This window comes from Lysobacter oryzae DSM 21044 (assembly GCF_059568595.1).
This window is the reverse complement of the sequence record NZ_JCANTQ010000008.1, coordinates 117298-133368: the sequence shown is the minus strand read 5'-3', so window position 1 is coordinate 133368 and position 16071 is coordinate 117298. Positions and strand designations below refer to the sequence as shown.

At 66.8% G+C, this 16071-nt stretch carries 14 protein-coding genes; 5 read left to right on the top strand and 9 right to left on the bottom strand.

The window, feature by feature from the left end; translation table 11 throughout:
* Positions 1-68 precede the first annotated feature (68 nt).
* A complete protein-coding gene (locus tag BP05_RS00720) occupies positions 69-2711 on the bottom strand; it encodes a TonB-dependent receptor (protein WP_496359463.1) in 2643 nt (880 codons plus the stop codon).
* A 240-nt stretch (positions 2712-2951) separates the two neighbouring features.
* Here BP05_RS00720 and mutS point away from each other — a divergent pair, with 240 nt between their 5' ends.
* The 3 genes from mutS (at position 2952) to BP05_RS00705 (ending at position 8741) form a co-directional block, all read left to right on the top strand.
* Positions 2952-5552, top strand: a complete 2601-nt coding sequence (gene mutS, locus BP05_RS00715) for a DNA mismatch repair protein MutS (protein WP_496359461.1) — start codon at positions 2952-2954, stop codon at positions 5550-5552.
* Positions 5553-5839: 287 nt separating this feature from the next.
* A complete protein-coding gene (gene katG, locus BP05_RS00710; protein WP_496359459.1) occupies positions 5840-8026 on the top strand; it encodes a catalase/peroxidase HPI in 2187 nt (728 codons plus the stop codon).
* A gap of 118 nt (positions 8027-8144) precedes the next feature.
* On the top strand, positions 8145-8741 hold the full coding sequence (locus BP05_RS00705) for a DUF937 domain-containing protein (protein ID WP_496359457.1): 597 nt from the start codon (positions 8145-8147) through the stop codon (positions 8739-8741).
* Positions 8742-8777: 36 nt separating this feature from the next.
* Here BP05_RS00705 and BP05_RS00700 read toward each other — a convergent pair whose 3' ends face one another.
* The 8 genes from BP05_RS00700 to ffh all read right to left on the bottom strand — a co-directional run bounded on the left by BP05_RS00700 (position 8778) and on the right by ffh (position 14600).
* Positions 8778-9197 carry an RNA-binding S4 domain-containing protein gene (locus tag BP05_RS00700; RefSeq protein WP_496359455.1) on the bottom strand — a complete coding sequence of 140 codons (420 nt, stop codon included), beginning with the start codon at positions 9195-9197 and terminating at the stop codon, positions 8778-8780.
* 30 nt (positions 9198-9227) lie between these two features.
* Positions 9228-9959 (bottom strand): Mut7-C RNAse domain-containing protein, encoded by a 732-nt coding sequence (locus BP05_RS00695; protein WP_496359453.1) that lies wholly within the window; start codon positions 9957-9959, stop codon positions 9228-9230.
* Positions 9960-10109: 150 nt separating this feature from the next.
* Positions 10110-10496: a 50S ribosomal protein L19 gene (rplS, locus tag BP05_RS00690; protein WP_496359451.1), complete on the bottom strand. Its 387-nt coding sequence runs from the start codon at positions 10494-10496 to the stop codon at positions 10110-10112.
* 220 nt (positions 10497-10716) lie between these two features.
* Entirely contained in the window at positions 10717-11478 is a 762-nt protein-coding gene (trmD, locus tag BP05_RS00685; RefSeq protein WP_496359449.1) for a tRNA (guanosine(37)-N1)-methyltransferase TrmD, read from the bottom strand.
* 77 nt (positions 11479-11555) lie between these two features.
* Entirely contained in the window at positions 11556-12074 is a 519-nt protein-coding gene (gene rimM, locus BP05_RS00680) for a ribosome maturation factor RimM (RefSeq protein ID WP_496359447.1), read from the bottom strand.
* A gap of 43 nt (positions 12075-12117) precedes the next feature.
* A complete protein-coding gene (gene rpsP, locus BP05_RS00675; protein WP_496359445.1) occupies positions 12118-12369 on the bottom strand; it encodes a 30S ribosomal protein S16 in 252 nt (83 codons plus the stop codon).
* Positions 12370-12572: 203 nt separating this feature from the next.
* Entirely contained in the window at positions 12573-13130 is a 558-nt protein-coding gene (locus tag BP05_RS00670) for an NAD(P)H-dependent oxidoreductase (protein WP_496359443.1), read from the bottom strand.
* Positions 13131-13232: 102 nt separating this feature from the next.
* Positions 13233-14600, bottom strand: a complete 1368-nt coding sequence (gene ffh, locus BP05_RS00665; protein WP_496359441.1) for a signal recognition particle protein — start codon at positions 14598-14600, stop codon at positions 13233-13235.
* 122 nt (positions 14601-14722) lie between these two features.
* On the opposite strand from ffh, the gene BP05_RS00660 reads away from it, so the two are divergent.
* Together BP05_RS00660 and BP05_RS00655 are read left to right on the top strand one after the other, a co-directional pair.
* Positions 14723-15508 (top strand): cytochrome C assembly family protein, encoded by a 786-nt coding sequence (locus tag BP05_RS00660; protein ID WP_496359439.1) that lies wholly within the window; start codon positions 14723-14725, stop codon positions 15506-15508.
* Between the two features lie 145 nt (positions 15509-15653).
* Positions 15654-16070, top strand: coding sequence for a MarR family winged helix-turn-helix transcriptional regulator (locus BP05_RS00655; protein WP_496359437.1), 417 nt, complete (start codon positions 15654-15656; stop codon positions 16068-16070).
* Position 16071 lies beyond the last annotated feature (1 nt).

Here is a 16071-nt window from a genome sequence, read left to right as displayed (position 1 = left end):
CGGCGGCAATCGCAGAAAAGCCGACGGCCCGTCCTCAGACGGGCCGTCGGACACGCTTCCAGCCGCGATCAGTAGGTGATGCGGAAAGTCAGTCCGTACGTGCGCGGCGCACCGAGGAAGGCGTTGTAGGAGTTCAGCGGATCCCCCGGCAAGGACGTGCCCGGCGCCTGCAGCGGGGCATCGAACGCCACCTGCATGTACTCCGCATCGGTCAGGTTCTGCGCCCACAACTCCAGCCCCCAGCGCTTGTCCTTGCGGCCGATGCCCACCCGCGCATTGACCAGGGTGTAGGCGTCCTGTTCCTTCTCCACGTCCAGGTCGGAGCCGGTGTTGTTTTCGGAGGTGTACTTCGCGCCCAGGTTGAACCGCGCCACCAGGTCGTTGCCGAAGCCCCACTCGTAGGTCACCGATCCCGACCCCGACCATTTCGGGGCGAAGCTCGCCTGGCTGCCCGGCAGCTTGTACAGCGAGCCCGGTGCGGTCGCCGGCGTGTCGGCGAACTCCGCGGTCGGACGCTCGTCGCCGTACTTGGTGTCGGCGTAGGTCAGGCCACCCTGGAAGCTGAGGCCTTCGACGCCGGTCTGCCACAGCAACTCGGTGTCGATGCCCTGGGACACGACTTCCGGAATCGAGCGCACCACGAAGCTGGTGCCAAGGAAGCTGTTGAGCTGGAAGTCGCTGTAGGTCTGGTGGAACAGCGTGGCGTTGAACAGCAGGTTGCCGTCCGCCCAGGTCGTCTTGGCGCCGAGCTCGTAGCTGTCGACGAATTCGCCGGGGAATGAAGTGTCATCGACCGGCGTCAGGCCCGCACCGCTGCTGGACTGCCCATCGGCCGACTGGACGCGGTCCAGGTTGAAGCCGCCTGCCTTGTAACCGCGGGCCGCGGAGAAGTAGGTCATCAGCGTGTCGTTCCAGCGATACGCCGCCTTGAACGTGCCGGACCACTCCTTCTCGGTGCGTTCCTGATGGGTAACACGACCGTCATGCAAGGCGTTGGCCCACGGCAGGCACATGAAGCCGGCGATGGTCGGAGCCACCGCACCGACGATCGCGGCGCGCTGGGCGGCGCTTAGCGAACCCCAGTTCGTCACACGCTGCGCCAGCGCCGTACCCACGCGCAGGCCCGGGTTGGATAGCACGGCCCCGCAGCCGATGCTCCCGTTCGGATTGCTGAAGACCGAATCCAGCTCCTTGTCTTCCTGCGTGTAGCGCAGGCCCAGGGTCAGGTCGAGCGCATCGCTCGCGTGCCAGGTGTTGTTGGTGAAGAGCGCCTTGCTCGTGGAGTTCTGGCGATGCCGGTCGAGCGCGCCGAACCCGGTGAAGTTGGTGCCGAACGCCTGGCCGCTCACCTGCGACAGGAAGGTCGCCGGATTTGCCGCGTTAACCGGCAGGCCCATCGCCGCCAGCGCGCTGAAGACGCGCGATCCCACCAGCGTCGACAGGTAGGGTTCGTACGCCGCACCAATCCGGTAGGAGTCGTTGCGGTCCAGATCCTCATCGGAATAGAACGCGCCAACCATCCAGTCCAGGCGGTCGGTGGAACCGGTCAGGCGGAATTCCTGGGTGAAAGTCTCGAAGGCCGTTAGCGACTCATCCTCGTCAGGATTGCGATAGAGGATGTCCGCGCTGGTGAAATCGAAGTCGAGTCCGTTGATGGTCTGCCAGTCGCGTGATGCACTGATCGAGGTCAACGTCGCATTGCCGAGCCAGGGCGTGATCCAGTTGACCTCCGCCTGCACGCCCTTGTCCTTGATGTCCTGCTCGGTACTGCGGTTGCTCCAGACCTGGCGATCGAAGGGGTCGGTACCGGCCGGCGCTACTCCTTCGTCCGCAGCCAGGGCGTCGATGATCGCCGCGGTCGCGCCGCGGACGATGGTGACCGCGCCACAGCAGTTCTCCTCGCGACTGGTGAAGTCCGCCATCAGCACGATGTCGAGGTTCTCGGTGGGTTCCAGCAACAACTGGCCGCGCAGCGAGTGGAAATTCTGGTCGCCGTCTTCCTTCTCGACGCGCGGGCCCGCGCCGGTGTGCACGTCCATGAACCCGTCGCGCTTGCGCTTCACCGCGTAGATGCGCATCGCCGAATTCTCGCCAAGCGCCGTATTGAAGGCGCCCGATACGCCCAGGGCGTTGTAGTCGCCGACCGTGAGTTCGCCCTCGACCGACGTTTCGTAGCTGGGGCGCCGGGTGATGACATTGATGACGCCCGCGGAAGTGTTCTTCCCGAACACCGTGCCCTGCGGCCCCTTCAACACCTCGATGCGTTCCAGCTCGCCCAGGTCGCCGAAGCCGACGCTGTTGCGCGGACGGTAGACACCGTCGATCACCACGCCCACCGACGACTCCAGGCCGGCGTTGTCGCCGACGGTGCCGATGCCGCGGATTCGGGCGGTGGTGATGGCTTCGTTCTGGGTGCTGGTGACGATCAGGCCGGGCACCAGGATCTGCATGTCCTTGATGTCGCGCACGCCGGTGTCGCGCATCAGCTGCTCGGGAAGCGCGGTCAGGGAGATCGGCACGTCCTGCATCGTTTCTTCGCGCTTCTGCGCCGTGACGACCAGTTCGGACAACGTGGTCGCCTTTTCTTCCTGCTTCGCCTCGGCAGGCGATGCAGCCTCCTGCGCAAAGGCAGGCGCGGCGGCCAGCATCGAGGCCATGGCGGTTGCCACGGCCCGCGACAGCAGCTTCTTCTGGATACTGCTCGGAATCATCGCGAATCCCCTCCGTCGTGTGCGCGCGGCTGCGGCTGCGGCCGTCGCTGTTGCCACGCCCCCGCGCGGCCCCCATGCCCCACCCGACCGCACCGTTGGGTAGCCCGTCGAGCACGGCCGAACCTATCACAGCTTTGAGACGGCGGTCATGGAATGCGCGGCATCGCCTGCGGCAAGGCAATCGTCCCGCGCTGCTGTCATCATGTCGCCCGTCGCATGCGCCCCAGCGCCCGAACATCGATGGACAGCACGCCTTCTATGCACGGCAATACCCCCGGCCCTACTCCCGAACACACGCCCCTGATGAAGCAGTTCTTCGCCGCGAAGGCGGAGCATCCGGACGTATTGCTGTTCTTCCGTATGGGTGACTTCTACGAGCTCTTCTACGACGACGCCCGCAAGGCTGCGCGCCTGCTCGACATCACCCTGACCCAGCGCGGCAATTCCGCCGGCCAGCCGATCCCGATGGCCGGGGTTCCGCACCACGCCTACGAGAGCTATCTCGCGCGGCTCGTGGCGCTTGGCGAATCGGTGGCGATCTGCGAACAGATCGGCGATCCCGCACAGGCGAAAGGGCTGGTCGAACGCAAGGTCGTGCGCATCGTCACGCCCGGGACCGTCACCGACGAAGCCCTGCTCAACGAACGCCGGGACACGCTGCTGCTTGCCGTCGCACGTGGCAAGACCGGTTACGGCGTCGCCTGGGCCGACCTGTCGGCGGGCCGCCTGCTGGTGAACGAAGTAAGCAGCGAGGATGCGCTCGAAGCCGAACTCGCCCGCCTGGAACCGGCCGAAACCCTGGTCGCGGACGAGGAAGGTTGGCCCGACTTCGTCGCCACCCGCATCGGCATGCGTCGTCGCGCGCCATGGCTGTTCGACGCGGACAGCGGCCGGCGCCAGCTCCTGCGCTTCTTCGGCCTGCACGACCTGTCCGGCTTCGGCATCGAGGACAAGCCGCTGGCGGTTGCCGCGGCCGCCGCGTTGCTGGGCTATGTCGAGGAGACGCAGAAGCAACGCCTGCCGCATCTCACCTCGATGGCGGTCGAATCCGGCGACGGCGCGATTGCGATGAATGCGGCCACGCGCCGCCACCTCGAACTCGATACCCGCGTCGACGGCGATACGCGCACCACGCTGCTGGGCGTGCTCGACTCCACGATCACGCCGATGGGCGGACGCCTGCTGCGGCGCTGGCTGCATCGGCCATTGCGGGACCGCGCCACGCTGCGCCTCAGGCACCAGGCGGTTGCGACGCTGATCGATTCCGGCGCGGCCGAGCGGCTGCGCGAATCGTTCCGCGCGCTGGGCGACCTGGAGCGCATCCTCTCGCGCATCGCCCTGCGCTCCGCGCGGCCGCGCGACCTTTCCACGCTGCGCGACGGCCTTGGGCTGCTGCCCGCCGCGCGCGTGCATCTGCAGCCGCTGGATTCCCCACACCTGCGCGCCCTGGCAGCCGAACTGGGCGAACACGACGCCCATGCGCACCTGCTTGCGTCGGCCATCGTGGCGCAGCCGCCGGTACTGGCGCGCGACGGCGGCATCTTCGCCGAAGGCTACGACGCCGAACTGGACGAACTGCGCACGCTGTCGACCCATGCCGACCAGTTCCTGATCGACCTGGAAGCACGAGAGCGCGCCGCCACCGGCATCGCCACGCTCAAGGTCGGCTACAACCGCGTGCACGGTTACTTCATCGAGATCAGCAAGGGCCAGAGCGACAAGGCGCCGACGCACTACTCGCGCCGCCAGACGCTGACCGGCGCCGAACGCTACATCACCGAGGAGCTCAAGCAGTTCGAGGACAAGGTGCTGTCCGCGCGCGAACGCGCCCTCGCCCGCGAGCGGCTGCTGTACGAGCAGTTGCTCGACGCCTTGAACGAGCGCCTGGAGCCGCTGAAGCGCTGCGCGGCGGCATTGTCGGAGCTCGACGTGCTCGCCTGCTTCGCCGAGCGCGCACAGAGCCTGGACTGGTCGCAGCCCGAACTGGTGGAGGAACCCGCCATCCGCATCGAACGCGGGCGCCATCCCGTCGTCGAAGCCGTGCGCAGCGAACCGTTCGAACCCAACGACCTGCTGCTGGACGACGCGCGCCGCATGCTGGTCATCACCGGCCCGAACATGGGCGGCAAGTCGACCTACATGCGGCAGAACGCGCTGATCGTGCTGCTCGCGCACATCGGCGCCTTCGTCCCCGCGGCGCGCGCGGTGCTTGGCCCGATCGACCGCATCCTGACCCGCATCGGCGCAGGCGACGACCTGGCGCGCGGACAGTCGACCTTCATGGTCGAGATGAGCGAGACCTCGTACATCCTGCACCACGCCACCGCGCAGTCGCTGGTGCTGATGGATGAGATCGGCCGCGGCACTTCGACTTACGACGGACTGGCGCTGGCCGAAGCCTGCGCGCGGCACCTGGCCCACAGCAATCGTGCCTACACGTTGTTCGCGACGCATTACTTCGAACTCACCGCGCTGGCCGAGCCCGGGAGCGGCATCGCCAACGTGCACCTGGACGCCGTCGAACACGGCGACGCACTGGTGTTCATGCATGCGGTAAAGGACGGCCCGGCGGATCGCAGCTTCGGCCTGCAGGTCGCCGCACTCGCAGGCCTTCCCAAGTCGGTGGTGAAGCAGGCGCGCGGGCGGCTCAACGAGCTGGAGCAGCAAAGCCGCGACGCGCCCAGGCCGGAGCTCACGCCGGCCGCGCTTGATCAGCCCCAGCAGTTCGGACTGTTCGCGCCGAACTCCGCGGCATTGGATGCGCTCGCCACGATCGATCCGGACGAGCTGACGCCCAAGCAGGCGCTCGAGGCGCTGTACCGGCTCAAAGCCCTTTCCTGAGGGCGGCGCCGAGCCCGGCCCGAGCGAGGCAAAGGCTCTTGAAAATGGAATACCGATAGCCTCGTTCTATCGTTCCGTTTCCTATATTCAATTTCACTTCGTCTGGGTCGCGGCGTTAGCTTGTCATCGCTGTTTGCACGCATTCCGCCTTTTGCTGCAGAAGCGCAGGCGCTTCGAATGGGGACGATCGGAAGCAACGAACGGCCTCCGCGAAGCACGATCCCCATCGTCACCCGCACGCAGGACGCGTCGCAGGCGCCGGGTGCACCCGACCAGAGGTAAGTCGCATGAACGTTGAATCCAAGTGCCCCGTTGCCCATGGGTCCCACCGCACGCGTACCAACGCGAACTGGTGGCCCGATCAGCTCAACCTGGGGCTGCTCAACCAACAGTCCGAACTCTCCGACCCGATGGTCGAGGACTTCGACTATGCCGCCGAATTCAAGACGCTCGACCTCGATGCCGTCATTCGGGACCTGCACGCGCTGATGACGGATTCGCAGGACTGGTGGCCCGCCGACTATGGCCACTACGGACCGTTCTTCATCCGCATGGCCTGGCATGCCGCGGGCACCTACCGGATCTTCGACGGACGGGGCGGCGCCCGTTCCGGCGAACAGCGTTTCGCCCCGCTCAACAGCTGGCCCGACAACGGCAACCTCGATAAGGCGCGCCGCCTCCTGTGGCCGGTCAAGCAGAAGTACGGGCGCAAGCTGTCGTGGGCGGACCTGATGATCCTGGCCGGCAACGTCGCGCTCGAATCGATGGGCTTCAAGACCTTCGGCTTCGGCGGCGGCCGCGAGGACGTGTGGGAACCGCAGCCGATCGACTGGGGCCCCGAGTCCACCTGGCTCGGCGACGAGCGCTACAGCGGCGAGCGCGAACTCGCCAATCCCTTCGGCGCGGTGCAGATGGGCCTGATCTACGTGAACCCGGAAGGCCCGAACGGCAATCCCGATCCGCTCAAGTCGGCGCGCGACATTCGCGAGACCTTCGCCCGCATGGCCATGAACGACGCGGAGACGGTCGCGCTCACCGCGGGCGGGCACACCTTCGGCAAGGCGCATGGGGCCGGCCCGACCAGCCACGTCGGCGTGGAGCCCGAGGGCGCCAACATCGAGGAGCTCGGCCTTGGCTGGCGCAACAGCTTCGACAGCGGCATGGGCGCGCACACCATCACCAGCGGGATCGAAGGCGCCTGGACTCCGACCCCGACCAAGTGGGACATGAGCTACTTCCAGACGCTGTTCGGCTTCGACTGGGAGCTGACCAAGAGCCCGGCCGGCGCGCACCAGTGGAAGCCCAGGGGCGACGCCGGCAGGAACGTTCCCGATGCGCACATCCCGGGCAAGCTGCACCAGCCGATGATGACCACCGCCGACATGGCGATGCGCATGGATCCGGCGTACGAAAAGATCTCGCGCGACTACCTGGCCAACCCGGACAAGTTCGCCGACGCGTTCGCGCGCGCCTGGTTCAAGCTGACCCACCGCGACATGGGTCCGAAGGTGCGCTACCTCGGCAAGCTCGTGCCGAAGGAAGACCTGATCTGGCAGGACCCGGTACCCGCGGTGGATCATCCGCTGGTCGATGCAAAGGACATCGACGCGCTGAAGGCGAAACTGCTCGCGTCGGGCCTGTCGGTCGCGCAACTGGTCAAGACCGCTTGGGCCTCGGCGTCGACATTCCGCGGCAGCGACATGCGTGGCGGCGCCAACGGCGCGCGCATCCGTCTGGCGCCGCAGAAGGACTGGCCGGCGAATGAACCTGCGGAACTGGCCAAGGCACTGGCCACGCTCGAACTCATCCGCGAGGAATTCAACGCCGCGCAGTCCGGTGGCAAGAAGATCTCGCTGGCTGACCTGATCGTGCTGGGCGGATGCGCTGCGATCGAAGCGGCGGCGAAGAATGGCGGCCACGACATCGCCGTGCCGTTTTCGCCCGGACGCACCGACGCCACGCAGGCGCAGACCGATGCGAATTCGTTCGAAGTGCTCGAACCGGCCGCGGACGCATTCCGCAACTACATCCGCCCGGGCTACGAAGCAGCCACGGCCGCGACGTTGGTGGACAAGGCCAGCCTGCTCACGCTGACGGCACCGGAGATGACGGTGCTGATCGGCGGGATGCGCGCGCTCGGCGCGACTACCGGCGGCACGCAGCATGGCGTCTTCACCCGGAGTCCGGGCACGTTGAGCAACGACTTTTTCGTCAACCTGCTGGACATGCGCACCGCGTGGAAGCCATCGGATCAGCAGGCCTGCGTCTTCGAGGGCCGCGACCGCAAGACGGGCGCGCTGAAGTGGACCGCCACCATCGCCGACCTGGTTTTCGGATCGAACTCGCAGCTGCGCGCGCTGGCGGAAGTGTATGCAGCGAGCGATGGAGAGACGGACTTCGTGCGCGGCTTCGTGGCCGCGTGGGACAAGGTCATGAACCTCGACCGGTTCGATCTCCGCAGCCACTCGCGCTAGGCAGTCGGAGTGCCGGCAGAAGGCGGGCCAGATCGGCGGCGAGACTCCTGCCACGTGAAGGCGCTGCAACGGCACAGGTCTAGCATGGGCCCTCAACCCCCCTGCACGGAGCACCGCCATGAATGCCTCGCTGACCGATGACCTGTTGTCCCAGCTGCAGGGCGCTCCGTTGCAGCAGATCGGCCAGCAGCTGGGCTTGGCACCGGACCAGGCCCAGGGCGCGGTGAGCGCAGCCCTGCCGCTGTTGCTGGGTGCGCTCGGCCGCAATGCCAGCCAGCCGCAAGGCGCCGAAGCCCTGTTCGGCGCGCTACAGCGCGATCACGCCGGCCTCGACGTGGGCAGCGTGTTGGGCTCGCTGCTGGGAGGCGGCGGCCAGGGCGCACAGATCCTCGGCCACGTATTCGGCGATCGACAGAACAACGCTGCCCAGGGATTGGGCGCCGCCACCGGGCTGGGCGGCTCGCAAGCGAACACATTGCTGAAGCTGCTCGCGCCGATCGTGCTCGCCTATCTCGCACGGCGCTTGTTTTCTCAGGGCAATGCGACATCGCAGGGACTAGGACAGGTGCTGGGCCAGGAACACCAGCAGATCCGGCAGCAAGGCGGGCTGGGCGGTGGCCTGCTCGGCGCAGTAATGGATCGCGATGGCGACGGCGACACGGACTTTTCGGATCTGATCGGCCTGGCCGGGTCGGTTCTGGGCGGCCGTCGCTAGTCGCTCCGGCTTGTCCGCAGCCGCCGGCCGGCGCGGTCAGGTCGCGTCGATGTCGCCCAGCGCCCGGATCAGGCGCCGCGCACGCTTGTCGGGGCGCGTTTCGGGCGCACGGTAGCCGGCGCGCTCGGCGGCGCGCCCGGCGCGCTCGTTCTCGCGGCGCAGTCGCGATGCCTCGCTTTCGAAGTAGAGGCCTTGCGCCACAGTCGCAGGGCCGCGGGTATCGCTGAGCGCGCGGACTTCGATTTCGAAGACTTCCTCCCCCCGCGTGATCGTGAGGGCATCGCCGACGCGCACGCCACGCGCGGGTTTGGCGCGCTGCCCGCCGATTTCTATCTTGCCGGTCTCGATCGCCTGCTTGGCGAGCGCGCGCGTCCTGAAGAAGCGCGCGGCCCAGAGCCATAGGTCGAGGCGCACGCTGGCGGTTGTCTCGGTCGAGGCATTTTCGGGTGGCTTCATCGCAGTGGAATTATCGCGCGGCATCGCCTGCTAGATCGACACACCGACTTCACCAAGGCGCTGCCGCAGGCGGGTGAGGTGGCTGCCAGGCCAATAGAACTGTCCGCAATCCCTGCAATGACTTAACTGGGGGCGACCGCTGCCCGTCGCCACCGCCGACTCCGCCGCGAGCGCTTCGACCATGCCGTTGCAATGCGCGCAGCGCGTGAACGGCGCAATGCGCGCATCCAGCTGGAAGCGGTCGCACACTTCCCGCAATTGCCGGCGCGGATCAGTTGCGTGGACGAATGCGCCATGCGTGAGCGCAGCGCGCTTGAGCAGGCCGGTATCGCGGCTGAGCAGGATGCGGTGCTGCGCCTGCGAGATTGCCAGCAATTCCTCGTCGTCGTAGTTGTTGCGATAGAGCGTGTCGAAGCCGAGCAGGCGCAGGTAGGAGGCCAGTCGCCCCAGGTGCACATCGAGGACGAAGCGGGGTTCGCGTAGCGGCGTCGGCCGCAAGCGCGTCGCCGAACCAAGCTCGAAGCATTCGAACATCGGGTACACCGCAACCCGCTCCGCACCCTGTAGGCGGTGGCGGAAGTCCACGGGTTGGCCATCGACCAGGATGAGGTCGACTTCGGTATGTGGCACGCCCAACGCCTCGATCCGATCCTTGACCGCGGGGGTGCCGTCGAATGCATGCAGGAAGCTGCGCTTGCGGCGGTCCGGCGGAAGAAAGTCGCCCAGCTCCTCGTAGAAGCGGAATTCGCACTGGCGTTTCATGAGGGGACTCCGCCGCAGCCGGCGATTGCGTCCAAGGCTACTCCGCGCTGCGCAAGCGGATGTGCCGGCGCGCAAAAACAAACGGCCGCCTCGAGGGCGGCCGTCGTGGCGCGGCGCACGTTGCGTGCGGCGCCAGGTATTGCTCGGGAATTACTCGGCCTTGGCCTTGGCGTAGGCGGCGAGGTCTTCCTTGATGCGGGCCTTCTTGCCTTCCAGGCCACGCAGGTAGTACAGCTTGCCGGCGCGGACCTTGCCGCGGCGCTTCACTTCGACCGAGTCGATGATCGCGCTGTGCGTCTGGAAGACGCGCTCCACGCCGTAGCCGTGCGAGATCTTGCGGACGGTGAAGGACGAATTCAGGCCGGCGTTCTTCTTGCCGATCACCACGCCTTCGTAGGCCTGGACGCGTTCGCGGTTGCCTTCCTTGACCTTCACGTTGACGACGATGGTGTCGCCCGGACCGAACTCCGGCAGCTGGCGCTGCACCTGTTCGGCTTCGAAATTCTGCAGGAGCGTATGGAGCGAGGGCTTGTTCATGGGTGTGGCCTGTTGGATTAGTTGTAGCGCGAGTGCACGTGGACCCGCGTCTGGCATCGGTGTTGCGGTAAAACCAAGCCGCGCATTCTAGCGGAGTTTTCCCTTGTGCGGCAATTGGTTAGGGCCCGGAATGTGGCCGCCGTGCGAAGCAGGCACGCTGCCCGGTGCGGTAGCCCCAGGCCATGGCATCCGTCTGCTTGACCGACGGGCCCGGAGCCCTTCACCCGTCCGAATCGTCCCCAACTTCCGCGAATCTGGCTCGATATTCGTCCAACAGTCGGTGATCCGCCTTGGAAAGCGTCGCCTCGTCCAACAGATCCGGCCGCCGCTGCCACGTCCGGCCCAAGGCCTCCTTGCGGCGCCACCGGGCGATGTCGGCGTGGTTTCCGGAGAGGAGCACGTCGGGGACGCGCCCCAGCGCATGCTCGACCGGGCGGGTGTAATGCGGGCAGTCCAGCAGCCCGCCTTCGAAACTGTCCTGCTCCGCCGACTCGGCATCGCTCAGCGCACCTTCCTGCAGGCGGGCGATCGTGTCGACCACCACCGCAGCCGCCAGCTCGCCGCCGGAAAGCACGTAGTCGCCGATCGACAGTTCCTCGTCCACCTCGGCTTCGATCAGGCGCTCATCCACGCCCTCGTAGCGACCGCACAGCAGGATCACGCGCTCGCGCGCCGCCAGCTCGCGCGCCTTCGCCTGGGTTAGCGGCGTGCCTTGCGGGCTCATGTAGACGACCTTCACCGGCGCCGGATCGGCCGCGCGCGCCGCTTCGATCGCGGCACGCAGCGGATCGATCAGCATGACCATGCCGGGTCCGCCGCCGAACGGCCGGTCGTCCACGCGCCGGTAATTGCCTTCCGCGTAGTCCCGCGGATTCCAGGCATGCAGGGCAACCAAGCCACGCTCCCCCGCCCGTCCGGTAACTCCGAAGGCGGCGCACTGGGCGATGAAATCCGGGAACAACGTGATGACGTCGATGCGCATGACGGCCTTGTAACGAAGATCCTGGTTGGGGTCGCGAGGCGGCACGGCACCGCGGCCGTCACGATTGAGGCAGGATTCTAGAACTCGGGATCCCAGTCCACCGTAACGACGCCCGCCTCGAAATCGACGCCGGCGACGTATTGCGGCAGCACAAACGGAATCATGCGCTCACGCTCGCCATCGCGCGCGACCAGCACGTCGTTGGCGCCCGTGGAAAACAGGTGCGAGACCGTGCCGAAGTCGACGCCTTCGACAGTCACGACGCGCAGCCCTTCCAGGTCCACCCAGTAGAACTCCCCGGGCTTCGGGGGCGGCAGCGCGGAACGGGGAACGTAGATCTCGGTACCCCGCATCGCCTCGACGGCATCACGATCGGCTACATCGGGGAAGTGGGCGACGAGGTTCTTGCCCACTTCCTTGCCGCGCACGCCGCGCAGTTCGCGCTCATTGCCCTGCGGGTCGCGCAGGATCCACGGCTGATACCGGAAGATGGCCGAGCGCGGCTCGGTCCAGGACTCGAGTTTCGCCTCGCCCCGAACGCCAAAGGCGCCGTTCACCCTGCCCAGCAGGATGCGGCGCCCTTGATCGTCTTTCATGCGGATTGCGGAATCAGCCGCGCGGCTGGCGCGCGGCCGGCAATCAGGCAGCGGCCTTGGCCGCTTCCTTGTAGAGGACGGCGACCTTGTCGGTCAGCTGCGCACCCTTCGAGACCCAGTGCTTGACGCGCTCGAGATCGAGTTCGACGCGCTTTTCGGCGCCCTGCGCAACCGGGTTGTAGTAACCGACGCGCTCGATGTTGCGGCCGTCGCGGGCGCTGCGGCTGTCGGTGACGATGATGTGGTAGAAGGGGCGCTTCTTCGCGCCGCCACGGGTGAGGCGGATCTTGACCATTGCTTTCTCGTGTTGCCCAGCTGCCGGAATGGCAGGGTAAGCCCGCAATTGTAAGCCATTGATTCGGGCGAGGAAACCGCGTCGCCCCAAAAAAGCGGCTTTAGAGGCTCATTCCGGCCCGGGAGCCCCGAATGCCGGTGCCCCGACTTCTACCCCCTGGCCTGCCGGAACAGGACTGCATCGCCAGCTGCGGAACGCCCCAGTCAGGTGGTCAGCAGGAAGTGGTCAGCGCGGGCCACAGCCTCGGCATCCTGCGCTACATCCCCGGGCCGGTTCCCGTAGCCGGTCAGCATTCCCCGCCACTCCATTCCCATGTAGCCCGCGGTGAGTTCCAGCATGCGCGAGAAAGGCTCGGCCGCGCTGAAGTCCTCGTCGCTGACCACGCAGACGGCGTGCAGGCGCTTGCCGGCCATCTGCCGCTTGAAATCCAGGCCGGGCACTCGAAGCCACGCGCTCCAGTAATCGAAGTACAGCTTCACGGTGGCCGGCACGCTGTACCAGTACAGCGGCGCGGCGATCACGATGTCGGACGCGTCCAGCGTCGCCTCGACGAGCAGCCGTTCGTTCCCTTGGGGCGGGGGATAGATCCCGGCCGAATGCCGGATGTCGCGGAACGCCGGCAACGGACAGTCATCCAGGTGCAGGGTGCGGTGGCTGGCGGTGGCCGGCAGGGCCGCAGCCATGCGCCGGGCGAGGAATTGGGCGTTGCCGCCCGCGCGGGCACTGCCCAGCAGGAACAATACGTTGTGGTCGGCAGACATGTCCGGAACGGCAGCGGCGACGGAGGCATCCAACTCTAGGTCACGCCCCACCGCCCGCCGTCCGCGACGACGGCACACATCATTCCACCGCGGAGTGCGCGCTCAGCGGAACGGCATTCCGCCGCGGCCGCCCATCATCCCCTTCATGCCGCGCATCAAGCCCTTCATGCCGCCGCCCGAGAGCTTGCTCATCATCTTTTCCATCTGCTGATACTGCTTCATCAGCTTGTTCACGTCAGCGGGGGTGGTGCCGGATCCACGGGCGATGCGAGCGCGACGCGAACCATTGAGCAGGTCGGGATTGCGGCGCTCCTTCGGCGTCATCGAATTGATGATCGCAACCATGCGCGGCACTTCCTTGCCGGTGACCTGGCTCTTCACGTTGTCGGGGATCTGGCCCATGCCCGGCAGCTTGTCCATCAGCCCGTGGATGCCGCCCATGTTCTGCATCTGCTCAAGCTGGTCGCGCAGGTCATTGAGGTTGAAGCGCTTTCCCTTGGCGACCTTCTCCGCGAGCTTCTGCGCCTTGTCCTTGTCGACCTGCTGCTCGACCTGCTCGACCAGCGACAGCACGTCGCCCATATCGAGGATGCGGCTGGCGATGCGGTCCGGATGGAACACATCCAGGCCGTCGGGCTTTTCGCCCACGCCGATGAACTTGATCGGGCGGTGGGTGATGTAGCGCACCGACAGTGCGGCTCCACCGCGCGCGTCGCCATCGGTCTTGGTCAGCACCACGCCGGTGAGCGGCAGCGCCTCTGCGAAATGCTTGGCGGTGACCGCGGCGTCCTGGCCGGTCATCGAGTCGACCACGAACAGGGTCTCGACCGGATTCACCGCGGCATGCAGCGCCTTGATCTCGGCCATCATCGCTTCGTCGATGCTGGTGCGGCCCGCGGTATCGACGATCAGCACGTCGACGTAGGACTTGCGGGCATCCTCGATCGCGGCTTTCACGATGGCCTCGGGCTTCTGCGAGGCGTCGGACGGGAAGAACTGCACGTCGACCTGCTGGGCCAACGTCTTCAACTGCTCGATCGCGGCGGGACGGTAGACGTCGGCCGACACCACCATCACCTTCTTCTTGCGCTTCTCCTTCAGGTGCTTGGCGAGCTTGGCGACCGTGGTCGTCTTGCCCGCACCCTGCAGGCCGGCCATCAGGATGACCGCTGGCGCCGGCACGTTGAGGTTGAGGTCGGCGGCGGTCGAGCCCATCACCGCGGTCAGCTCGTCGCGCACGACCTTGATCAGCGCCTGGCCCGGGGTCAGCGACTTGAGGACTTCCTGACCGACCGCGCGCACCTTGATGCGCTCGATCAGTGCCTGCACCACCGGCAGGGCGACGTCGGCTTCGAGCAGGGCGATGCGGACTTCGCGCGTGGCCTCGCGGATGTTCTCCTCGGTCAGGCGTCCACGGCCGCGCAGGCGGTCGATGGTGCCGGAGAGACGCTGGGTGAGGGACTCGAACATGCGGGAAGCCTGCGTGCGATGAGCGAAAACGGGCGCGAATTATACGTGCTGCTGGCGCAACCCCCGGCACGTGCGTTCAAAACGGGCGGTCGCGGACGGCAAGCATATGCGACACTTCGGCGATGACAATCGTTCTCATCGCCGTCGTTCTGTACCTGATCGCTGCCGGATTGCTGGTCGCACAACTGCGGCAGGAACACCGACGCGGGCTTCGCTGGCTCCTGCCGGCCCTGGCCGCCGCCGGTCTGCACCTTGCCGCACATGGCCTGGCTTGGCGCAATGCCGGAGGCGCGGATCTGCACTTCTTCGCGGCCCTGTCGCTGGTCGGATTGGGCATGGCCGCAATGACCACGCTCTACGGAGCGAGCGGCCGCATGTCGGCGCTGGGCGTGGTGGTCTTCCCTATTTCCGCCGCGTCGCTCGCCGCCTACGCAGCTTACGGACACGTGGCCGCGGAGCCCCTGGACTGGCGGCTGCAATTGCACGCCTGGTGCGCCCTGCTCGCATACGCCACGCTGGCGATCGCCGCGCTCCTGGCCATTACCTCATGGCTGCAGGAACGCGCACTGCGCCGCCGCGAGTTCCATGGCTGGCTCCGCGCCTTGCCGCCGCTGGTCGAACTGGAAAGCCTGCTGTTCCGCACGATCGCCGTCGGGTTCATCCTCCTCACGGCCACCTTGCTGACCGGCGTGCTTTTCGTCGAGAACCTGTTCGCCCAGCATTTGGTGCACAAGACCGTGCTCAGCGTGTTGTCGTGGCTGCTGTTCGGCGGCCTGCTGCTTGGGCGTTGGCGCCGCGGATGGCGTGGGGTCACGGCGGTGCGCTGGACCTTGGCGGCAATGGCGCTGCTGGTGCTGGCGTTCTTTGGCAGCAAGTTCGTGCTGGAGCTGCTACTCGGGCGTGGCTGACCTGGGGCCTTTCATGCAGCCAACCCGGCCGAACGGAATTCCACTGCCCAAACAATATTTGCATTGACAAATATTGCAGTGGTCGGCATATTTGCCGGCCATGAACGCCCCTGCACCTATTTCGCCCCCCTGTGGCGGCTCCACGTTGGCCCTCCTGCTGCGCGAGATCCGCGCAGCGTTCTGGACCCAGATGGAAACCGAGCTGCGCGCGGCCGGCCACGATCTCAACTTCAGCCAGTACATCACTCTCAAGCATCTGGCCGAGGGCACCGCGAGCGTCACTGACCTGGCCAACGTCGCCCAGCTGAATCCGGGCGCCATGACCCGCCTGCTCGACAAGCTGGAGCAGCGTGGCATCGTCGCCCGCGTCGCCGACCCGACCGACCGCCGCGCGCTGCGCATCCACCTGACCCCGGCTGGCGCCGAGATCTGGAACGAAATCAACCACTGCGGCCTGCGCGTGCGCGAGCGCGCCACGCGCGGCATGAGCGACACCGACCGCGACACCCTCACGCGCCTGCTGACCCAGGTGCGCGACAACCTTTCTCATCCGGAAAGCTGAC

Bases quoted from the DNA above. Each gene is read 5' to 3' on its own strand.
- BP05_RS00660 (WP_496359439.1), top strand. From the start codon at position 14,723: ATGACAATCGTTCTCATCGCCGTCGTTCTGTACCTGATCGCTGCCGGA.
- BP05_RS00700 (WP_496359455.1), bottom strand. From the start codon at position 9,197: ATGAAGCCACCCGAAAATGCCTCGACCGAGACAACCGCCAGCGTGCGC.
- BP05_RS00670 (WP_496359443.1), bottom strand. From the start codon at position 13,130: ATGTCTGCCGACCACAACGTATTGTTCCTGCTGGGCAGTGCCCGCGCG.
- rpsP (WP_496359445.1), bottom strand. From the start codon at position 12,369: ATGGTCAAGATCCGCCTCACCCGTGGCGGCGCGAAGAAGCGCCCCTTC.
- mutS (WP_496359461.1), top strand. From the start codon at position 2,952: ATGGACAGCACGCCTTCTATGCACGGCAATACCCCCGGCCCTACTCCC.
- katG (WP_496359459.1), top strand. From the start codon at position 5,840: ATGAACGTTGAATCCAAGTGCCCCGTTGCCCATGGGTCCCACCGCACG.
- rplS (WP_496359451.1), bottom strand. From the start codon at position 10,496: ATGAACAAGCCCTCGCTCCATACGCTCCTGCAGAATTTCGAAGCCGAA.
- trmD (WP_496359449.1), bottom strand. From the start codon at position 11,478: ATGCGCATCGACGTCATCACGTTGTTCCCGGATTTCATCGCCCAGTGC.
- BP05_RS00695 (WP_496359453.1), bottom strand. From the start codon at position 9,959: ATGAAACGCCAGTGCGAATTCCGCTTCTACGAGGAGCTGGGCGACTTT.
- ffh (WP_496359441.1), bottom strand. From the start codon at position 14,600: ATGTTCGAGTCCCTCACCCAGCGTCTCTCCGGCACCATCGACCGCCTG.
- BP05_RS00705 (WP_496359457.1), top strand. From the start codon at position 8,145: ATGAATGCCTCGCTGACCGATGACCTGTTGTCCCAGCTGCAGGGCGCT.
- BP05_RS00720 (WP_496359463.1), bottom strand. From the start codon at position 2,711: ATGATTCCGAGCAGTATCCAGAAGAAGCTGCTGTCGCGGGCCGTGGCA.
- rimM (WP_496359447.1), bottom strand. From the start codon at position 12,074: ATGAAAGACGATCAAGGGCGCCGCATCCTGCTGGGCAGGGTGAACGGC.